At 35.5% G+C, this 17,119-nt stretch carries 17 protein-coding genes; 10 read left to right on the forward strand and 7 right to left on the reverse strand.

The genetic code is table 11. The features are described from left to right. Nucleotides 1-137 precede the first annotated feature (137 nt). Nucleotides 138-2,264, reverse strand: coding sequence for a methylmalonyl-CoA mutase (scpA, locus tag HMPREF2660_RS09560; RefSeq protein WP_070486951.1), 2,127 nt, complete (start codon nucleotides 2,262-2,264; stop codon nucleotides 138-140). A 90-nt stretch (nucleotides 2,265-2,354) separates the two neighbouring features. Further along, nucleotides 2,355-2,621, reverse strand: coding sequence for a hypothetical protein (locus tag HMPREF2660_RS09565; RefSeq protein ID WP_013598364.1), 267 nt, complete (start codon nucleotides 2,619-2,621; stop codon nucleotides 2,355-2,357). A gap of 153 nt (nucleotides 2,622-2,774) precedes the next feature. On the opposite strand from HMPREF2660_RS09565, the gene era reads away from it, so the two are divergent. The 3 genes from era (at nucleotide 2,775) to HMPREF2660_RS09580 (ending at nucleotide 5,917) form a co-directional block, all read left to right on the forward strand. Beyond that, nucleotides 2,775-3,662: a GTPase Era gene (era, locus tag HMPREF2660_RS09570; protein WP_070486952.1), complete on the forward strand. Its 888-nt coding sequence runs from the start codon at nucleotides 2,775-2,777 to the stop codon at nucleotides 3,660-3,662. 151 nt (nucleotides 3,663-3,813) lie between these two features. After that, nucleotides 3,814-4,617: a universal stress protein gene (locus HMPREF2660_RS09575; RefSeq protein WP_013598366.1), complete on the forward strand. Its 804-nt coding sequence runs from the start codon at nucleotides 3,814-3,816 to the stop codon at nucleotides 4,615-4,617. Nucleotides 4,618-4,672: 55 nt separating this feature from the next. Further along, entirely contained in the window at nucleotides 4,673-5,917 is a 1,245-nt protein-coding gene (locus tag HMPREF2660_RS09580; protein ID WP_070486954.1) for a DUF445 domain-containing protein, read from the forward strand. Here the strand turns inward: HMPREF2660_RS09580 and HMPREF2660_RS09585 are convergent. After that, nucleotides 5,914-6,327 carry a DUF4296 domain-containing protein gene (locus HMPREF2660_RS09585; RefSeq protein ID WP_013598368.1) on the reverse strand — a complete coding sequence of 138 codons (414 nt, stop codon included), beginning with the start codon at nucleotides 6,325-6,327 and terminating at the stop codon, nucleotides 5,914-5,916. The genes HMPREF2660_RS09580 and HMPREF2660_RS09585 overlap by 4 nt on opposite strands. Further along, nucleotides 6,324-7,046 carry a polyprenol monophosphomannose synthase gene (locus tag HMPREF2660_RS09590; RefSeq protein WP_013598369.1) on the reverse strand — a complete coding sequence of 241 codons (723 nt, stop codon included), beginning with the start codon at nucleotides 7,044-7,046 and terminating at the stop codon, nucleotides 6,324-6,326. The genes HMPREF2660_RS09585 and HMPREF2660_RS09590 overlap by 4 nt, the downstream gene beginning before the upstream one ends. 67 nt (nucleotides 7,047-7,113) lie before the next feature. Here HMPREF2660_RS09590 and HMPREF2660_RS09595 point away from each other — a divergent pair, with 67 nt between their 5' ends. The 3 genes from HMPREF2660_RS09595 to recJ all read left to right on the forward strand — a co-directional run bounded on the left by HMPREF2660_RS09595 (nucleotide 7,114) and on the right by recJ (nucleotide 10,320). After that, on the forward strand, nucleotides 7,114-7,779 hold the full coding sequence (locus tag HMPREF2660_RS09595) for a DUF4271 domain-containing protein (RefSeq protein WP_070486956.1): 666 nt from the start codon (nucleotides 7,114-7,116) through the stop codon (nucleotides 7,777-7,779). Nucleotides 7,780-7,786: 7 nt separating this feature from the next. Continuing rightward, on the forward strand, nucleotides 7,787-8,530 hold the full coding sequence (locus HMPREF2660_RS09600) for a uroporphyrinogen-III synthase (protein ID WP_013598371.1): 744 nt from the start codon (nucleotides 7,787-7,789) through the stop codon (nucleotides 8,528-8,530). An 83-nt stretch (nucleotides 8,531-8,613) separates the two neighbouring features. Further along, nucleotides 8,614-10,320: a single-stranded-DNA-specific exonuclease RecJ gene (gene recJ, locus HMPREF2660_RS09605; RefSeq protein WP_013598372.1), complete on the forward strand. Its 1,707-nt coding sequence runs from the start codon at nucleotides 8,614-8,616 to the stop codon at nucleotides 10,318-10,320. Between the two features lie 7 nt (nucleotides 10,321-10,327). Here the strand turns inward: recJ and rsmI are convergent, their stop codons facing one another. The 3 genes from rsmI to HMPREF2660_RS09620 all read right to left on the reverse strand — a co-directional run bounded on the left by rsmI (nucleotide 10,328) and on the right by HMPREF2660_RS09620 (nucleotide 13,374). Beyond that, nucleotides 10,328-11,002, reverse strand: a complete 675-nt coding sequence (gene rsmI / locus HMPREF2660_RS09610; RefSeq protein WP_013598373.1) for a 16S rRNA (cytidine(1402)-2'-O)-methyltransferase — start codon at nucleotides 11,000-11,002, stop codon at nucleotides 10,328-10,330. A gap of 50 nt (nucleotides 11,003-11,052) precedes the next feature. Continuing rightward, nucleotides 11,053-11,547 carry a DUF4252 domain-containing protein gene (locus HMPREF2660_RS09615; protein ID WP_168160808.1) on the reverse strand — a complete coding sequence of 165 codons (495 nt, stop codon included), beginning with the start codon at nucleotides 11,545-11,547 and terminating at the stop codon, nucleotides 11,053-11,055. 81 nt (nucleotides 11,548-11,628) lie between these two features. Further along, entirely contained in the window at nucleotides 11,629-13,374 is a 1,746-nt protein-coding gene (locus tag HMPREF2660_RS09620) for a 1-deoxy-D-xylulose-5-phosphate synthase (protein WP_070486957.1), read from the reverse strand. Nucleotides 13,375-13,445: 71 nt separating this feature from the next. Between HMPREF2660_RS09620 and HMPREF2660_RS09625 the strand changes: the two genes are divergently transcribed. From HMPREF2660_RS09625 to HMPREF2660_RS09640, 4 genes are read left to right on the forward strand one after another with little or no spacing between them, the layout of a single operon-like run. Further along, nucleotides 13,446-14,024, forward strand: coding sequence for a DUF3109 family protein (locus HMPREF2660_RS09625; RefSeq protein WP_070486958.1), 579 nt, complete (start codon nucleotides 13,446-13,448; stop codon nucleotides 14,022-14,024). A 9-nt stretch (nucleotides 14,025-14,033) separates the two neighbouring features. Beyond that, entirely contained in the window at nucleotides 14,034-15,698 is a 1,665-nt protein-coding gene (locus tag HMPREF2660_RS09630; protein ID WP_013598377.1) for a DUF6909 family protein, read from the forward strand. A gap of 27 nt (nucleotides 15,699-15,725) precedes the next feature. Next, nucleotides 15,726-16,712 carry a Gfo/Idh/MocA family protein gene (locus HMPREF2660_RS09635; protein WP_070486960.1) on the forward strand — a complete coding sequence of 329 codons (987 nt, stop codon included), beginning with the start codon at nucleotides 15,726-15,728 and terminating at the stop codon, nucleotides 16,710-16,712. Next, a complete protein-coding gene (locus tag HMPREF2660_RS09640; protein ID WP_013598379.1) occupies nucleotides 16,712-17,107 on the forward strand; it encodes an acyl-CoA thioesterase in 396 nt (131 codons plus the stop codon). Before HMPREF2660_RS09635 ends, HMPREF2660_RS09640 begins: the two co-directional genes overlap by 1 nt. Nucleotides 17,108-17,119 lie beyond the last annotated feature (12 nt).

The following is a 17,119-nucleotide window of genomic DNA, read 5'->3' on the forward strand; positions in this document are numbered from 1 at the left end:
AATCAATGCATCAGCTTGTAGGTTTTAACTCAAGAACTATCTTTTCTACTTCATCCTACAGAAATCTTAATCTATACGAAACAAAAAAATCATTGCCAGTTGACAATGATTTTCTAGTCGTGGTCTTGTTAATTTTCTTATTTATCGAGTAGTTTTTGTAATACAGTAATAGCAGATTCAGCAAGGTTAGTTCCAGGTCCGAAAATTGCTTGAGCACCTTTTTCATACAAAAATTCATAATCTTGTTTTGGGATAACGCCTCCTACTACAATAAATATATCTGTCCGACCAAGCAAAGATAGTTCGTGAATAACTTCTGGTACTAAAGTTTTGTGACCAGCAGCCAAAGAAGATATGCCTAATATATGAACGTCATTTTCTACGGCTTGCTTAGCTACTTCTTTTGGCGTCTGGAATAGTGGTGCGATATCAACATCGAATCCCATATCTGCATATGAAGTTGCTACAACTTTTGCGCCTCGGTCATGACCATCTTGCCCCATTTTAGCGACCATAATTCTAGGTCTTCTACCTTCTTGATCAGCAAATTTATCTGCTAACTTTCTTGCTTCTTCAAAACTATTCATATTGCTTGCTCCCATTGCGTAAACACCTTGTATACCTCTTGTTTCTGCTCTGTGACGCCCAAACACACTTTCTAATGCATCTGAAATTTCACCTAAAGTAGCACGTCTTCTAGCTGCTTCTATAGACAAGGCTAATAAGTTTGTTTTACCATTCTTTGCTGCTTGGGTAATTTTAGTTAATATTTCATCAACTTTGGTTTGGTTTCTATTTTTTTTAATTTGTTGTAAACGCTCTAGTTGTTTCTGGCGTACGCTGGTATTGTCAACTTCTAAAATTTCGAATTCCTCTTGTTCTAACTGTGAACGGTAGGCATTAACACCAATAATTGCATCTTCACCTGAATCTATTTTTATTTGTTTTTTAGCTGCAGACTCTTCAATTCTCATTTTTGGTATTCCTGCTTCTATCGCTTTAGTCATCCCACCTAACTCGTTAACCTCCTGAATATAATTCCATGCTTGATTAGCCATTTCATTGGTCAGACACTCGATCATGAAGCTTCCTCCTAAAGGATCGGCTGTTCTACATATTTGTGTTTCTTCTTGTAGGATGATTTGCGTATTTCGGGCAATACGTGCAGAAAAATCTGTCGGCAAAGCAATGGCTTCGTCTAGTGCGTTGGTGTGAAGTGATTGTGTGCCACCTAATGCAGCGGCTAAAGCTTCAATTGCAGTGCGACCAATATTGTTATATGGTTCTTGCTCGGTGAGACTCCAGCCCGATGTTTGGCAATGTGTACGAAGCATTAATGATTTTTTGTTGGTTGGCTCGAATTCTTGCATCAATTTTGCCCAAAGCATTCGTGCGGCTCTCATTTTTGCTACTTCTTGCGTGAAATTCATACCAATAGCCCAAAAGAATGATAAGCGTGGAGCAAAATCATCAACTTTGAGACCAGCTGCAATACCTGTTTTTACATATTCGTATCCGTCGGCAAGGGTATAAGCCATTTCAAGTACTGGCGTTGCACCTGCTTCTTGCATATGATAACCAGAAATGGAAATTGAATTGAAACGAGGTATATGTTGAGAGGTATACTCGAATATATCGGCGATAATTTTCATCGAAGCAGCAGGTGGATAAATATAGGTGTTTCTCACCATAAATTCTTTCAGGATATCATTTTGGATAGTCCCCGAAAGTTGAGTCTGATCTACACCTTGTTCTTCTGCAGCAACGATATAAAAAGCAAGAATTGGCAATACAGCTCCGTTCATAGTCATCGAAACCGAAATTTTGTCGAGTGGAATAGAGTCGAAAAGAATTTTCATGTCTTCGACTGAATCTATTGCCACACCAGCCTTCCCGACATCACCCACTACTCGTTCGTGGTCAGAATCATAACCGCGATGTGTAGCTAAATCAAAAGCAACGGATAGACCTTTTTGCCCAGCTGCTAAATTTCTTTTATAAAAAGCATTGGATTCTTCGGCTGTAGAAAATCCTGCATATTGACGTATTGTCCATGGCTGTCGTACGTACATAGTGGTATATGGTCCGCGTAAAAAAGGCGCTACACCCGATAGAAAACCGATTTGTTTTAAGTTTTTCACATCTTCATAGGTGTACAAATCTTTTACTTGTACGCTATCCAACTCTACTGTATTTGATGAGTGTTGGTTGAATATCAACTTTCTATCAAAATATAATTGAGAAAAATCTTTTTTTTGCTTCATGGGTCTAAGATAAAGAAAAGACACCTAATACTAAGTGTCTTCTGCTTCTATTTTTTCTTAGGATATCTTGATACAATAAATTTTCTGATATTAATAGCTAATATCGATTAGTGAGCTTAGCGGAATTAAAACTCCGTTTTTGATTTGTAAATATTTTTCGGTTACAGACCATACGGTGGTTTCTATTTTTTTGGGACCTTGATCGGTCTGAAACGTAATATATGATTTTGCTTTGAACTCATTTCCTAATCTTTGTGCACCGATTAATTTTTCCTGCAACACGTTTCTTTCTTCTTTTGAGGCGGTAAGAAACTTATAGTTTTGTACATCTTCCTTTGCAATTAATTCCACTTTCATAATTTTCCTTTTTCAAAAAATTTATAGATAAATATAAAACTATTGTGTTATTTATCAAGTAATAAAATGCAAAGATTAATCCAAAATCGAAAAATAATCATCAAACTTATCATCCTACTTCTATCAAAATACTAAAAAGTGTACCTTTGTGCAATGGGAAACAATGAAAACTTCAAGTCGGGATTTGTAAATATTATTGGTAATCCGAATGTTGGGAAATCGACCTTAATGAATTTACTAATGAAAGAGCGTTTGGTGATTGCAACACACAAAGCCCAGACGACGCGTCATCGTATAAAAGGAATTCTTACCGGAGAAAATTATCAGATAGTGTTTTCGGATACGCCAGGAGTTATAGATCCTGCGTATGAATTGCAAAATCTTATGATGGATTCTGTGAAAGAGTCTTTAATCGATGCAGATGTTTTGCTCTATGTAGTAGAAGTGGGTGAGAAACGAATGAAGAATGAAGAAATTTTCGAGAAAATTCAGCAAGCCAATGTGCCGACTTTAATTTTGCTCAATAAAATAGATTTGGTTTCCCAGGAAAAACTTGATCAAGCGGTAGATCATTGGCATGCTTTATTACCCAACGCACAGATTTTACCAATTTCTGCCAAAGAAAATTTCAACATCGATTTGTTGATCAATAAAATCATAGAGCTACTACCCAACGGCCCAATGTATTATCCAGAAGATCAGTTGACTGATCGCTCGGAGAGATTTATAGTAAATGAAGTGATTCGAGAGAAAATTCTTTTGCATTATGAGAAAGAAATTCCGTACGCGGTAGAAGTGGTTACCGAGCGATTTAAAGAAGAGATGACCATGATTTATATAGAAGCTGATATTTATGTCGAGCGTGATTCGCAAAAAGGAATTATCATAGGACGCAAAGGAGAAGCTTTATCGAGAGTAGGAAAGGAAGCACGAGAAGAATTGGAAAAGTTTTTCGATAAAAAAGTCTTTCTTAAACTGTATGTAAAAGTGAAAAAAGACTGGCGTAAACGCGATATAGATCTTCGTCGATTTGGGTATTGATTCTATTTTTTGGTAGGATATAAATTGTTGCCAAAAAAATAACATAAATAAAATCTGTAAACTATCTGATATCTGAAGGTAATTGTCTAAATTTAGACTATCAAATCAGCTTATTGATTAACCTATTCTACTAAAAATAAAAAAACAGGATATGAAAAAAATATTGTTTCCTACAGATTTTTCGGCAGCAGCAGATAATGCATTTCTTTATGCGTTGAATTTAGCAAAATTATACGACGTAGATATTGATGTACTGCACGTAACCTCGAATGTATATCTTGATACACAAGAAATCAACAGAGCAAAATTCAGTGATTATTTAGACTATCTTGAAACGATCAAAGATCATCAAAATGAACATTTCGAAATCAATCTTCAAGGCTATTTCGAGTCGGGTGATTTAATTATCAATATGCAAGAAATGCTCAGTAAACATGATTATTTGTATGTGGTAATGGGAACAGATGGTGCAAATACAATGAATGATAAGTGGTTGGGCACCAATACGATAAATGCTTTTAATGTAAGTTCTGTACCGGTTTTGGCTATCCCGAAAAACATTAGTTTCAAACCCGAAAAACGATTAGGTTTTGCAAGCCGTTTATTAGAAAAAGAACGTCGCACATTAGAGAAATTAATTGTTTTAGCAAAACGAAACGGAGGACCACTAGAGCTGGTTCATATTGCCAAAGATAATATTTTGGATAGCGATGCAGCATTAGTGAAAAATTTTTGGGAAAGAGAATTTAAGGATGATGAACTAGAAATTACTGTACTCGTTAATAAAGATATCAACAAAGGTATTGCAGATTTTGTAACCCAAAAAAATATAGATGTATTGTGTCTCATTCATCGAGATATGAACAGTATCGAGCGAATTTTTAAAGGAAATTACAGTAAGAAACTATTGCAATCTCTTCAGATCCCTATTTTGGTTTATCCCGAAATAAATTAATTATTAAACAGAATTTAATTTCTGATTTTCTAGATTCTGGATTGACTATTTTTACATGACAACCGACGAAAAAAAAAAACAATTACGCAAACATAAAGCCATCGCAACTGGACTTTTTGTACTGATGACCTTACTCTATTTATGGATGGTTTTTCTAGAACAAGAAACTCCGAAGCCTTGGATGGGATATGTGAAAGCTTTCTCAGAAGCAGCAATGGTAGGGGCTTTGGCAGATTGGTTTGCGGTAACTGCGCTTTTTCGTTATCCTTTGGGACTAAAAATTCCTCATACCAATCTTATCGAAAGAAGTAAAAATGCTATCGGCGACAATCTTGGTAATTTCGTGCAAACAAACTTCTTGACTCCGACAAATATTCGTCCCTATATAGAAAAGTTAGACGTTGTGAGCTTGGCAAATAATTGGCTGAAAAAACCAGACAATCAACATTTGTTAGAAGAGGAATTGATGAATATCTCATCGAAAATTGTTCGAGACCTTAATGACGAGGATGTTGTAAATTTTCTCAGTGATAAAGGAGCAGAAATGTTAAGACAGTTCGATTTACAAGCGCTTGTTGCTTCGTCGGTAAACTATATGCTCGACCGAAATAAACATACCGAAATCATTAATGCAATTTTACCAAAAGCTATTGATTATATGTACGATAGCAATGGAATAATCAAAGAAAAATTAGAAGAAAAACATCCGATAATTTCTATGTTTGTAGGTAAGCGCATCTCGAAAGGAGTGGTTGAAGGAGTGGTCACTTATTTAGAAGAAATACAACAAGATGAGCAGCACGAATTTCGACTAAACATAGAAAAAAGTTTAAGAGAGGTGGTTGATAAAATTTCTACTTCACCCGACTGGAAATATCGACTTTCGGTAATACGAGATGATTTTATTACAGATGAACGAATGAAGCATTATACAGTCGATTTATGGAAAACTCTGAAGGAGAGTCTCACACAAAGTTTCGAAGAAGAAAATTCTACAATGCGAAATTATCTTCGTAAAAATATCGAAAAACTAGCTTTAACCCTAGAAACCGATAACGAATTACAACGTAAAATCAATGGTTGGATTCGCTTGTTCATTTACCGATTAATTCTTAGAAATGTTGGTGAGGTAGAATTATTGATAAGTAAAACAGTCGATAATTGGTCAGGTAGAGAATTAAGCAATAAATTAGAATTAGAGGTAGGGAAAGACCTTCAATATATTCGTGTCAATGGAACTTTGGTCGGGGGTTTGGTCGGATTGATTATCTACACAATCACCCAACTTATCACTAATTAGAATTGTAACTTTTCTCGCCTTTTCCTTTCTTCCTCTTGTTGTAGGATTTCTTGCTGTGTCTGTAAATATTTTTCCTTCTCTTCTTTTGGTAATTTATTGACAAGCTGGTCTTTAGCGTTTTTTAGGATAGCTTTGTATAGGGTAGGATTAGAATTATAATATTCGTAACTAGCTTCGAAAGCTTCTAAAGTTATATTGTGATTTTTGAGTACCGCCAAAGCGTTTTGTGCATAACTTTTTATGTCCTGATTTTCATAGGCATTTTGCATCATCGTTTGGTGAAGGTACAAATCGCTCATCAGACTTGTCATTTCCTTTTTAGAAACCAAATTATTGGGTTTCGGAATATTCGCCTCCTCACATGCCAAGAAAACGAAGCTTAATAATACGATCGATAAGGTTTTTCTCATAGCTTACCAAAAATTTTACTCAACCGAAGAGCAATTACTCCAAAAACAGCTTCTCCCATAATATTAGAACTTATTTTCGACTCTCCTAAGACACGATTCGTAAAGATAATTGGTACTTCTATCAAACGATAACCTTTTACCCATGTACGGTATTTCATTTCTATCTGAAATCCATATCCTTTGAAACGAATTTTGCTCAAATCTAAATCTTTTAACACTTCTGAACGATATCCAACAAAACCTGCTGTGCTATCATGAATTGGTAAACGCGTAATGAAACGAACATATTTCGAAGCAAAATAAGACAACAAAACCCTGTTCATTGGCCAATTGACCACATTTACACCGGTTAAGTAACGCGACCCAATCACCATATCTGCTTTTGTCTGAAGGGTTTGTAATAATATAGGCAAATCATTCGGATTGTGAGAAAAGTCAGCATCCATCTCGAAAATAAAATCGTAATTGTTTTTTATTGCCCACTGAAAACCATGTACATACGCACGTCCCAAACCGTCTTTTACTTTTCTTACTTCTAAAAACAATCGATCTGGAAATTGTTTTTGCAACGAACGAACAATATCAGCAGTTTTGTCTGGTGAATTATCGTCTACAACCAAAACATCAAACTGAGGTTGCAGCACGAAAACACTTTTCAATATAGATTCGATATTCTCTTTTTCGTTATAAGTTGGGATGATGACCAAATTTTTGGGCATTGATTAGAAATTTGAGTGAACAAATATAAACAATACTTAAGTTCTTTGTTTATTTTTGTAAAAGATTATGCAACTAGTAGACTTAATACCAATTGCACGTTTTGCGCCTACACCAGACTGGGTTTTGTATGTCCTAGTAGGATGTTTGTTGATGATTTGTGCCGTAAAATTTTTATTTGCTAGCAACTTTCATGTGTTGAGTAACCGAAACGAATACATGAATTTTGCCGATGACAATACCTTTGTGTTTAGTATGGTGATTAATGTACTTAATGTTGTGTTGATAACTCTATTGATAATCAATTTTTTTGATATAAACTTTAGTCAAGACATTCAGCATTCATTTACAAAATTTCTCATAGTTTTAGGTGTTGTAACGGGAGTCATGTTCGTAAAGGTGATTCTAGAGTTGTTTTATCACAATGCTTTTTATGAAGAACAAGACTTTCGATTTTTTTTCAACTCATCGAGTTATGTCAATGCAAGAAATGTTTTGGTTTTAATGGTTTTGAGCTTTCTGTTTTTTTATAGTTCAATCCCGAAAGTATATATAATGTTATCGGCAACTATTTTTTTAGTAATTAACCGTTTGTGGGAGTTATTTTACCGGTATGTGTCGCAAAAAAACAACTTTTCTAAGATTTGGTATCATAATATTTTATACCTTTGCACTCTAGAAATTTTACCCATTTTAGTGCTAATAAAATTGCTTTTCACGGGTAAGGTAATCTAATTTTACTATGCGAGTTAAATCAATACTAGTTTCACAACCAAAACCTCAAAACGAATCTTCTCCTTATTATGAATTGGAGAAGAACAACAAAATCAAGATCGATTTTAGACCTTTTATTCAAGTAGAAGGCGTAGACGCAAAAGATGTCCGTCATCAAAAGATTGATTTTAATCGAATTACAGCCGTAATTTTCACAAGCCGTAATGCAATTGATCATTTTTTCCGTTTGGCAGAAGATTTGCGTTATACCGTACCCGATACAATGAAATATTTTTGCGAGTCAGAAGCTATTGCCTTTTATTTACAAAAATATATCGTTTACAGAAAACGAAAAGTTTTCACAGGAGGAAAAACATTTGCCGATTTGGTACCTTTGTTGAAAAAACATAAAGACGAAAAGTTTTTATTGCCATGCTCAGATGTGATGAAAGATGAAATTCCGAACACCTTAAATAATCTGAAAATAGATTGGCAAAAAGGAATTTTATTCCGAACCGTATCCAGCAACTTATCAGATTTAGAAGATGTGAAATACGATATTCTTGTGTTTTTCACCCCTTCTGGAATAAAATCTTTATTCGATAATTTTCCAGATTTTAAACAAGAAAACACACGAATTGCTGCATTTGGTAAATCGACGGTAGATATGGCAAAAGAATTAGGCTTACGAATCGATATCGAAGTCCCAACAAAAGAAACACCCTCCATGACAATGGCTCTAGAAAAATATGTGAAAGAAGTAAATAAGTAAATATGTAGAAAAAGGGAAATAAGAATTTCCCTTTTTTTATAAACTTTTCCTGCCTTATCTTTACCTATCAATAAAAAATCCTAATGAAAAACCGATGGCTTTTAGAACCTCAACCCAAGGAAGAGGATGTCCTACACATGGAGCAACTGATCAATGTGCCAGAAGCATTGGCCGTTATCTTGTTGCAACGTGGAATTAATACTTTCGATTTAGCCAAAGCGTATTTCAGACCATCTTTAGAGAAATTGCACGATCCATTCCTGATGAAAGATATGGATGTAGCTATAGATCGGTTACAGAAAGCAATCAGAAATCAAGAAAATATTTTGATTTATGGTGATTATGATGTTGATGGAACAACAGCTGTAACCTTAGTTTATGAATATTTATCCAACTATTATTCGAATTTAAGTTACTATATACCAGATCGTTATAAGGAAGGATATGGCGTTTCTGTTCAAAGCATCGATTTTGCTCATGATAATGATGTGAGTCTTATCATTGCATTAGATTGTGGTATTAAAGCATTGGATAAAATAGAATATGCCAAAACAAAAGGCATCGATTATATTATTTGTGATCACCATCTACCAGGAAAAGATATTCCGAATGCAGTAGCCGTTCTCGATCCCAAAAGAAAAGATTGTCCCTATCCGTACAAAGAGCTTTCGGGTTGTGGGGTTGGCTTTAAATTGATGCATGCATTTGCGATGCATAATCAATTACCTTTCGATACTTTAGAACCTTTGTTCGATTTGTTGGCTGTGAGTATTGCAGCTGATATTGTACCGATAACAGGCGAAAATAGAATTCTAGCATATTTTGGTCTGAAGAGAATCAATGAAAATCCTCGTCCAGGGTTTGCAAAAATGATTCCTGATAATATCCAGAAAAATCTCAATATTTCGAATTTAGTTTTTACAATTGCACCGAAAATTAATGCTGCAGGTAGGATAGAACATGCTTACGATGCGGTAAGGTTAATGTTGAGTAGTGATGATTACGAAGCTGTAAAGTATCTTAATAAAATAAAAAAACTAAACGAACGTCGACGTGATCTAGATTCGGATATAACCGATGGAGCAATCGAACAATTGAGCGAAATTGATCATAGTCTAAATTATACCACCGTTGTTTATGATCCAGAATGGAACAAGGGTGTGATTGGGATTGTAGCTTCTCGTTTGGTAGATTTATACTACAAACCTACTCTTGTTTTTACCAAAGGAAATGATGGCGAATTGGTGGCTTCTGCACGTTCTGTAAAAGGTTTTGATTTGTATCAAGCATTGAATTTGAACTCTCAGTTCCTCGAAAAATTTGGAGGACATATGGCAGCTGCAGGATTAACATTAAAAGAAGAGAACTTTTTAGCCTTCCGAGAAAGCTTCGAGGAAACAGTGAAAAACTCTATACAAGAATCACAAAGAATTCCTACCATAGAAATTGATAAAGAAATAAAACTAAAAGAAATCAGTTCTTCTTTTAAAAAGATATTACACCAGATGGGGCCTTTCGGACCCGAAAATATGAATCCTACTTTTTTGTCCAAAGATCTAGTAGCTACCGATGTACGTGCAATGGGGAAAGATGGAGAACATTTGCGTTTCCTAGTTCATCAAAGAAGTGAAAGAATGACTTTTACGGCAATTGGCTTCAAATTAGGTAATACAAAAGATAAACTTATTTTGGGCGTTCCTTTTGATGCAGTTTATACTTTAGAGCAAAATTATTGGCAAGGTAAAGCAACTTGGCAAATGAATATAAAAGATATCCGTTTCCATGAGTAATCAGATTTTATTTTTTGCCTTCTACAATCAATACCATTTCACCTTTTAGAGAGCGTTGCTCGGTGATTAGGATCAATTCGGCCAAAGTTCCACGCAAAGTTTCTTCGAACTTTTTAGAAATTTCTCTGGATAAGCTTGCATTTCTTTCTTTCCCGAAATAGTTTGCCAAATCGTGTAATGTTTTACCAATTTTATGAGGAGATTCATAAAAAACCAAGGTATTTTTTTCGTTGGCTAATAATTCTAGTTTTGCTTTTCTGCCTTTTTTAACCGGTAAAAATCCAACAAAAGTAAATTCATTATTGGGTAGACCAGAAACTACCAATGCGGGTACAAAAGCTGTTGCTCCAGGTAAACATTCCATAGAGATTTTGTGTTCTACACAAGCCTTTGCCAATAAAAATCCAGGGTCAGAGATACCTGGCGTTCCGGCGTCTGTAATCAAAGCGATTTGTTGACCTCTCTGTAATTGCTGGACAATATCTTCCGTTGCCCGATGTTCATTGTGCATATGATAGGCACGCATAGGAGTAGAAATGTTATAATGTTTCAATAAAACTCCACTATTTCGGGTATCCTCGGCCAAAATAATATCCACCGATTGCAAAACTTCCACAGCCCGAAAAGTCATGTCTTTTAAATTGCCTACAGGAGTAGGAACAAAATATAATTTTCCACTCATGGCACAAAGATAGTCGAAAAAAGACAGAATTTTTTGTTAGGATTGGATTTTTAGTTAACCAATAAATCCATCAAATCATCGATAAAATCATCATTGATTTCATTTAGTGCATTATGGATTGTTTCTTTCGGGATATCTACTTTTGATTGAATAACCAAAACCGTATTAAAACCACTTATACCCAAAATCATTCCCTTCACGCGGTTTTGATTTTCTTGTAAAGCAACTTCGATAGTTTTGCTGCCTTTTTTCAGGTGAATTGGTTGTTGATATCGCTCCCCTTGCACAGAAGATTTTAGGTCACGCATTACGCGATTCATTTTTCTGTCGGAAACTTCGGTCATTACGAAAATTTTAGAAGATTTCAGGTAATTGGTAAATTCTTGATTGTTACTCAATTTTCCTAGAGCTTTCACAGCAATTGCTGGTACAGAAACCAAAGTTCCTTGCTTGCTATATTTGTCATAAAATGCAGGCATACTCGTTACTGTACAAGAGCTCATCAATACAAAAATGCCAAAAAATAAAATAAGATTTTTCCTCATCATATGAACTTTATATCATGAAAGTCTTTGCAATTCTTATGCCTGAAATCGAGAAATCTTTCGGTTGGATGAGATTTGGAGTTAAAAGTTTAAATTTTCGAAAATTATTTTTTCTACATTAGTATCATCCAAACCGACTAATTCATTAAGTTCATCGATTGTCGCATGCTCAATGAAAGCATCCGGGTAACCGAAGTTTTCTATCTTTCCGTCAAAATCCAAAGCAATTAAATTCTCGAGAATTGTATGACCCATGCCACCGTTGAGGATTCCATCCTCGAATGTGAGAACCGTTCGGAAGTTCATTAAATCACTAAAAATATTGTCATTGATTGGTTTGATAAAAACAAAATCGATGAGTGTAACTTTTGTTTCTAGTTGGTGTCGGTGAATTATCTTTCGGATGCGGTCGGCAATTTTTCCACAGGCACAAATGGCAATTTCTGTCCCTTTAGTTCTTACTTTTGCCTCACCAATAATAAGTTTTTCTGGATGACGTTTTTCTTGGTAATAGCTGATTTCTTCTTTGGCAAAACGAATAGCAAAAGGTTGTTGTGTGAATTGTGCGGTGTACAAAACATCGATAAAATCTTTTACATTGCTCGCCGTTGCTACAATCGTATTCGGAATACTATTTAGAAAACTCAAATCAAAATAACCATGATGGGTGGCTCCATCAGTTCCTACAAAACCTGCTCTGTCAATACACAAAACCACTGGTAGGTTTTGCAAAGCAATATCATGGATCAATTGATCGTAAGCTCTTTGTAAAAAAGTAGAATAAATAGCCATATAGGGCAAACAGTTTTGGGTTGCTAAGCCAGCTGCAAAGGTAAGGGCGTGCTGTTCTGCAATACCGACATCGAAGACGCGTTGTGGGAATTTTTTTTTCAGTTCTATCAAATTACTTCCCGTAAGCATTGCAGGAGTAATAGCAACCAAATCTGTATTGTGTTCCATTAGTGTTTGCATGGTTTCTGCAAAAACTGTTTGATAAGTTGTTTGTGCAGCATGACTATGGATTTCACCAGTTGTTTTGTTGAATTTTCCAGGTGAATGCCATTTTACCTGATCTTCTTCTGCATTTTTATAACCTTTTCCTTTGGTGGTTTTCAGGTGAATTATTTTAGGACCATTGGTATTGTCGGCCAAAGAAAAGGCATAGAAAAGATCATCGAAAGAATGACCATCGAAACTACCTAAATAGTGCAAATTAAGATTTTCGAAAATATTGGGGCGTTGTTGGTCAAGTTGTGCGAAGTGACTTTTCAGTGCTCCTACCGAAGGATCTATCCCGATAGAATTATCGTTGAGAATGATCAAAACATCCAGATCCGTATCTCCTAAATGATTCATGGCTTCTAGGGCCATCCCAGAGGCTATCGAGGCATCGCCAATAACTGCTATGTGTTTTCGGTTGCGATGATGCAAATTGTCGGCTGTTGCCATCCCAATTATAGCAGATAAAGAAGTAGAAGAGTGGCCAACACCAAAAGGGTCGAACATACTTTCGGTACGAACAGGAAAACCAGCGATTCCTTGTTTTTGACGCAAAGTGTAGAAGTTTTCTTTTCTGCCGGTCAATATTTTATGCGGGTAGGATTGGTGGCCTACATCCCAAATAAGCAAATCTTCCGGTGTTTGATAATGATAATGCAAGGCAATGCTAAGTTCTACAACGCCCAAACTTGCCCCCAAGTGTCCAGGTTTCACAGAAAGTGTGTCCAATATAAAATCACGAAGCTCATAGGCCAATTCTGGTAATTGTTGTATCGATAGTTTACGCAAATCGTCTACAGTTCGGATATTTTCTAAAAGTGTTTTCATTCTTCAAACCACAAAAATACATTAAAATCGCATAGAAAGTTGTATCTTTGCATGTTACAAAATAAGCAAAAATGTTTCAAATTGGTAAAACCCTTGTTTCAGAAGAATTGTTAAAAAAAGAGTTCGTTTGTAATTTATCCAAATGCAAAGGTATTTGCTGTGTAGAAGGTGATGCGGGTGCACCTTTGGATTTTGAAGAGTTGGATATTTTAGATGATATCTATGAAGATATCAAGCCTTTTTTACGTAAAGAAGGGATAGATGCCATCGAGCGAGAAGGGAAATATACGATAGACGAAGATGGTGAATGGACCACGCCTTTGGTCAATCATCAAGAATGTGCTTATTTGGTTTTTGAAGAAAATGGTTATTCTAAGTGCGGCATAGAAAAAGCATATGAGGCAGGTGTCATCGATTATAAGAAACCAATTTCTTGTCATTTATATCCGGTTCGTGTTAAGGAATATTCAAATTTTAGTGCGGTTAACTATGATGTTTGGGATATTTGTTCCGATGCTTGTACCTTAGGCAAAGAATTACAAGTAAACGTAGCACAATTTACCAAAGATGCTTTGATTAGAAAGTTTGGTCAGTCATGGTACGATGAACTCATGGAGATAAATGCAGCCTATAATAACCCTAAGAAATAAAATAATAATATGTCGATATCAAGAGCAAGAAGATCAACGAACGCGATCGAGCGAATTTATATATCTATGCGTCACTTATTTCATCGTGGCGTTTATCGAGTTTCTGGGAAACCAGGTAATATATTGCGAGGTTTATTGTACGAAATAAATCCGGAAATATATGGTACAATGACTGATCCAGAGAAAGTAGAACTCAATGGTTTGATATACGTTCTCGATCGATTACCAGAAGGAATCGTAGAAACACCATTTGTTAATTTCACAGCTGATGAAGGGTACGATCGTTCTATTTTTACACCGATAATCCCAAAGAAAAGAAGGCGTTTTTGTTATCGTATCGATGATGATCAGATGAATATCGAGATTACACGTGGCCGATCAGAGGTATACGATATTCTTACACATTTAACGTTTTTGTACAATGAAGCCGATAAAATTGCCAATCGTGCATTTAACAATACTTCGCTCAATAAGCATCGAATTTGGGAGCAAATAGAAAATATTGCTCTTAATAATGTAGAGCTTAATAGAAAAGAAAGAGAAATTTCTCTGATGCACTTAGCAACCATCTTAGGAAGAACATTCGAGGAAACACAAGCTGTACATAAATATTTTAGCGAACCAAACGATAAAGAAAAGTTTTTCAAGATTGTTTATTGGATGGGTAAAACCAGTCAGCAGGATGAGTTGGGAGTAAAAAAACGAGAGATTATTTTTACTTCAACTTTACGCGAATCAATCGGCCATCATATGATCGGAGAATCCTGGGCGAATGAAATCAAAAAAAACTTGCTAAAAAATAACCTTCACGAGAAAAACCTTCATATCATAAGTGCAAATATGCACTCTGTGATGAATACTCTATACGCATTCGATGCATTAGGAACAACTTATTCGCCAAAAACTGATTTGGATCTTTTCAAAGAAATTTCTGCTGAGAAGAACAAAATCATGCGTGAAGAAATAAATCGGTTCTCACAAGAAAATGGTCTTATCGCGATAAAAGATCAATCAGGGACCAATATCGATGTGCAAATTATCGATCTAGAGAAAGTAGATTTTAAGAATTCAGCTTTTTCATATGCTCAAGATACAAGTAAAGATGTGTTGATTGTGATGGATTATGCTTTTGGAGAGCAAGCCTTCGAAGCGATGGATGAATTACTTAAACCATATAAAACCGGAAAAACACATTTCAAGATGAATGTAAAATCGGTTTCGATTATGGGAAAAGCCGGAATTTTAGACGGCACAAAAGGAGATATAATGATTCCTACCGCCCATGTATTCGAAGGTACAACCGATAATTACCCATTTAAAAATGAATTGTCCCTAGAAGATTTTAAAGGAAGCAGATTAGGAGTGTATGAAGGTACGATGATTTCTGTTTTGGGAACCTCTCTACAAAATAAAGATGTTCTAGAATATTTCAAGAATTCATCTTGGGATGCAATCGGGCTAGAAATGGAAGGGGCACATTATCAAAAAGCTATTCAAATAGCTTCGAAAATACGTCACCATATCGATGAAGATGTAAAAGTGCAATATGCCTATTATGCATCCGATAACCCACTAGAGACCGGTAGCACTCTGGCTTCTGGAGGATTAGGCCTTACAGGAGTGAAGCCAACCTATCTCATTACACAAAAAATCTTAGAAAAAATAATTAAATAGAACTACCTTTTGTGGTAAAATAAAAAAATGATAAAATTTTCTATACTAGGATTCGGGCATATCGGTAAAGTTCATTATCAGGCAATTAAAGAAACCGTGGGTGCAAAATTAGTGGCAATTATCGATCTCGTAGAACCGATATTAGAAGAAAGCACAGCCAATATCGATTATTACACTTCTCTAGAACACTTTTTAGAGAACGATACCGAGACCGACGTCGTTGTAATTGCTACTCCCAACGGAATGCATCATATTCATGCAATTAGTTGTTTGCAAGCCGGGAAAAATGTACTAATAGAAAAGCCAATGGCGCTTGATATAGAAAATGCAAAAGCAATTTTAGCCACGGCAGAAGAAAACAATAAACGAGTTTTTTCATCCATGCAATTACGTTTTTCACCCGTTGTACAATATGTGAAAAATGCATTAGATCAGAAAGCTTTGGGTGAAATATATATGGTGAATATCCAATGCTTCTGGAATCGAAATAAAAACTATTATAAACTACGAGATTGGCACGGAAGTGAAGAGATGGACGGAGGCGTATTGTTTACACAATTTTCGCATTTTATAGATATCATGAATTTTTGGTTCGACGATGTAAAATGCCTAAGCTCTGTGCAATATAACTTTAATCATCAGGGAATTACAGAATTTGGTGATAGTGGTAAGCTAGAATTTAAGGCCGATTCTGCCCATGGTCATATGGTGTACACAACCGCAACTTTTAACAAAAACTTCGAAAGTACGATAACAATTATTGCCGAAAAAGGGACTATAAAGATAGGCGACCAATACCTTAATAAATTATTGTATGCAGATCTCAAACATTTGTGTTGTTCGGATAAACTAACTACCGAACAGAAGAATTTTCATCCCAATGCGATGAACGAAATTGTTGAAGCATTGACAGAAAATAAACCTTCTATTTTAGATGGGAAATACGCCCTAAATCTAGTACAGTTTATAACCGATGCAAACGAAATGGCCGCTAACGAAATAATAATAGAATAATGAAATTTCATACAAGAAAATGGGTGAAGCCCGAGGATTTGAATCCGAATAAATCTCTTTTCGGAGGTCGATTATTGGCTTGGATAGATGAAGAGGCTGCTTTGTATTCGATTATACAATTAGAGAATTCACATGTCGTAACCAAATACATGTCAGAAATCAACTTTCAGGCATCGGCTAAACAAGGTGATATTATCGAGATCGGATTAGAAGTGGTTAAGTTCGGGCGAACATCTCTGGTGCTGAAATGTGAGGTGAGAAATAAAATGACACATCAAACCATAATTACAGTAGAGAATATCACGATGGTAAATCTCGATGCTAACGGAAAACCGATTCCGCATGGTAAAACAAAAGTGGAATATGTTGTCGATCGTTTAGGGAAATCTAGATAATAAAAAAGGTAA

Origin of the sequence: Weeksella sp. HMSC059D05, assembly GCF_001809725.1 — a bacterium.
GTDB classification, from domain to species: Bacteria; Bacteroidota; Bacteroidia; order Flavobacteriales; family Weeksellaceae; genus Weeksella; species Weeksella virosa.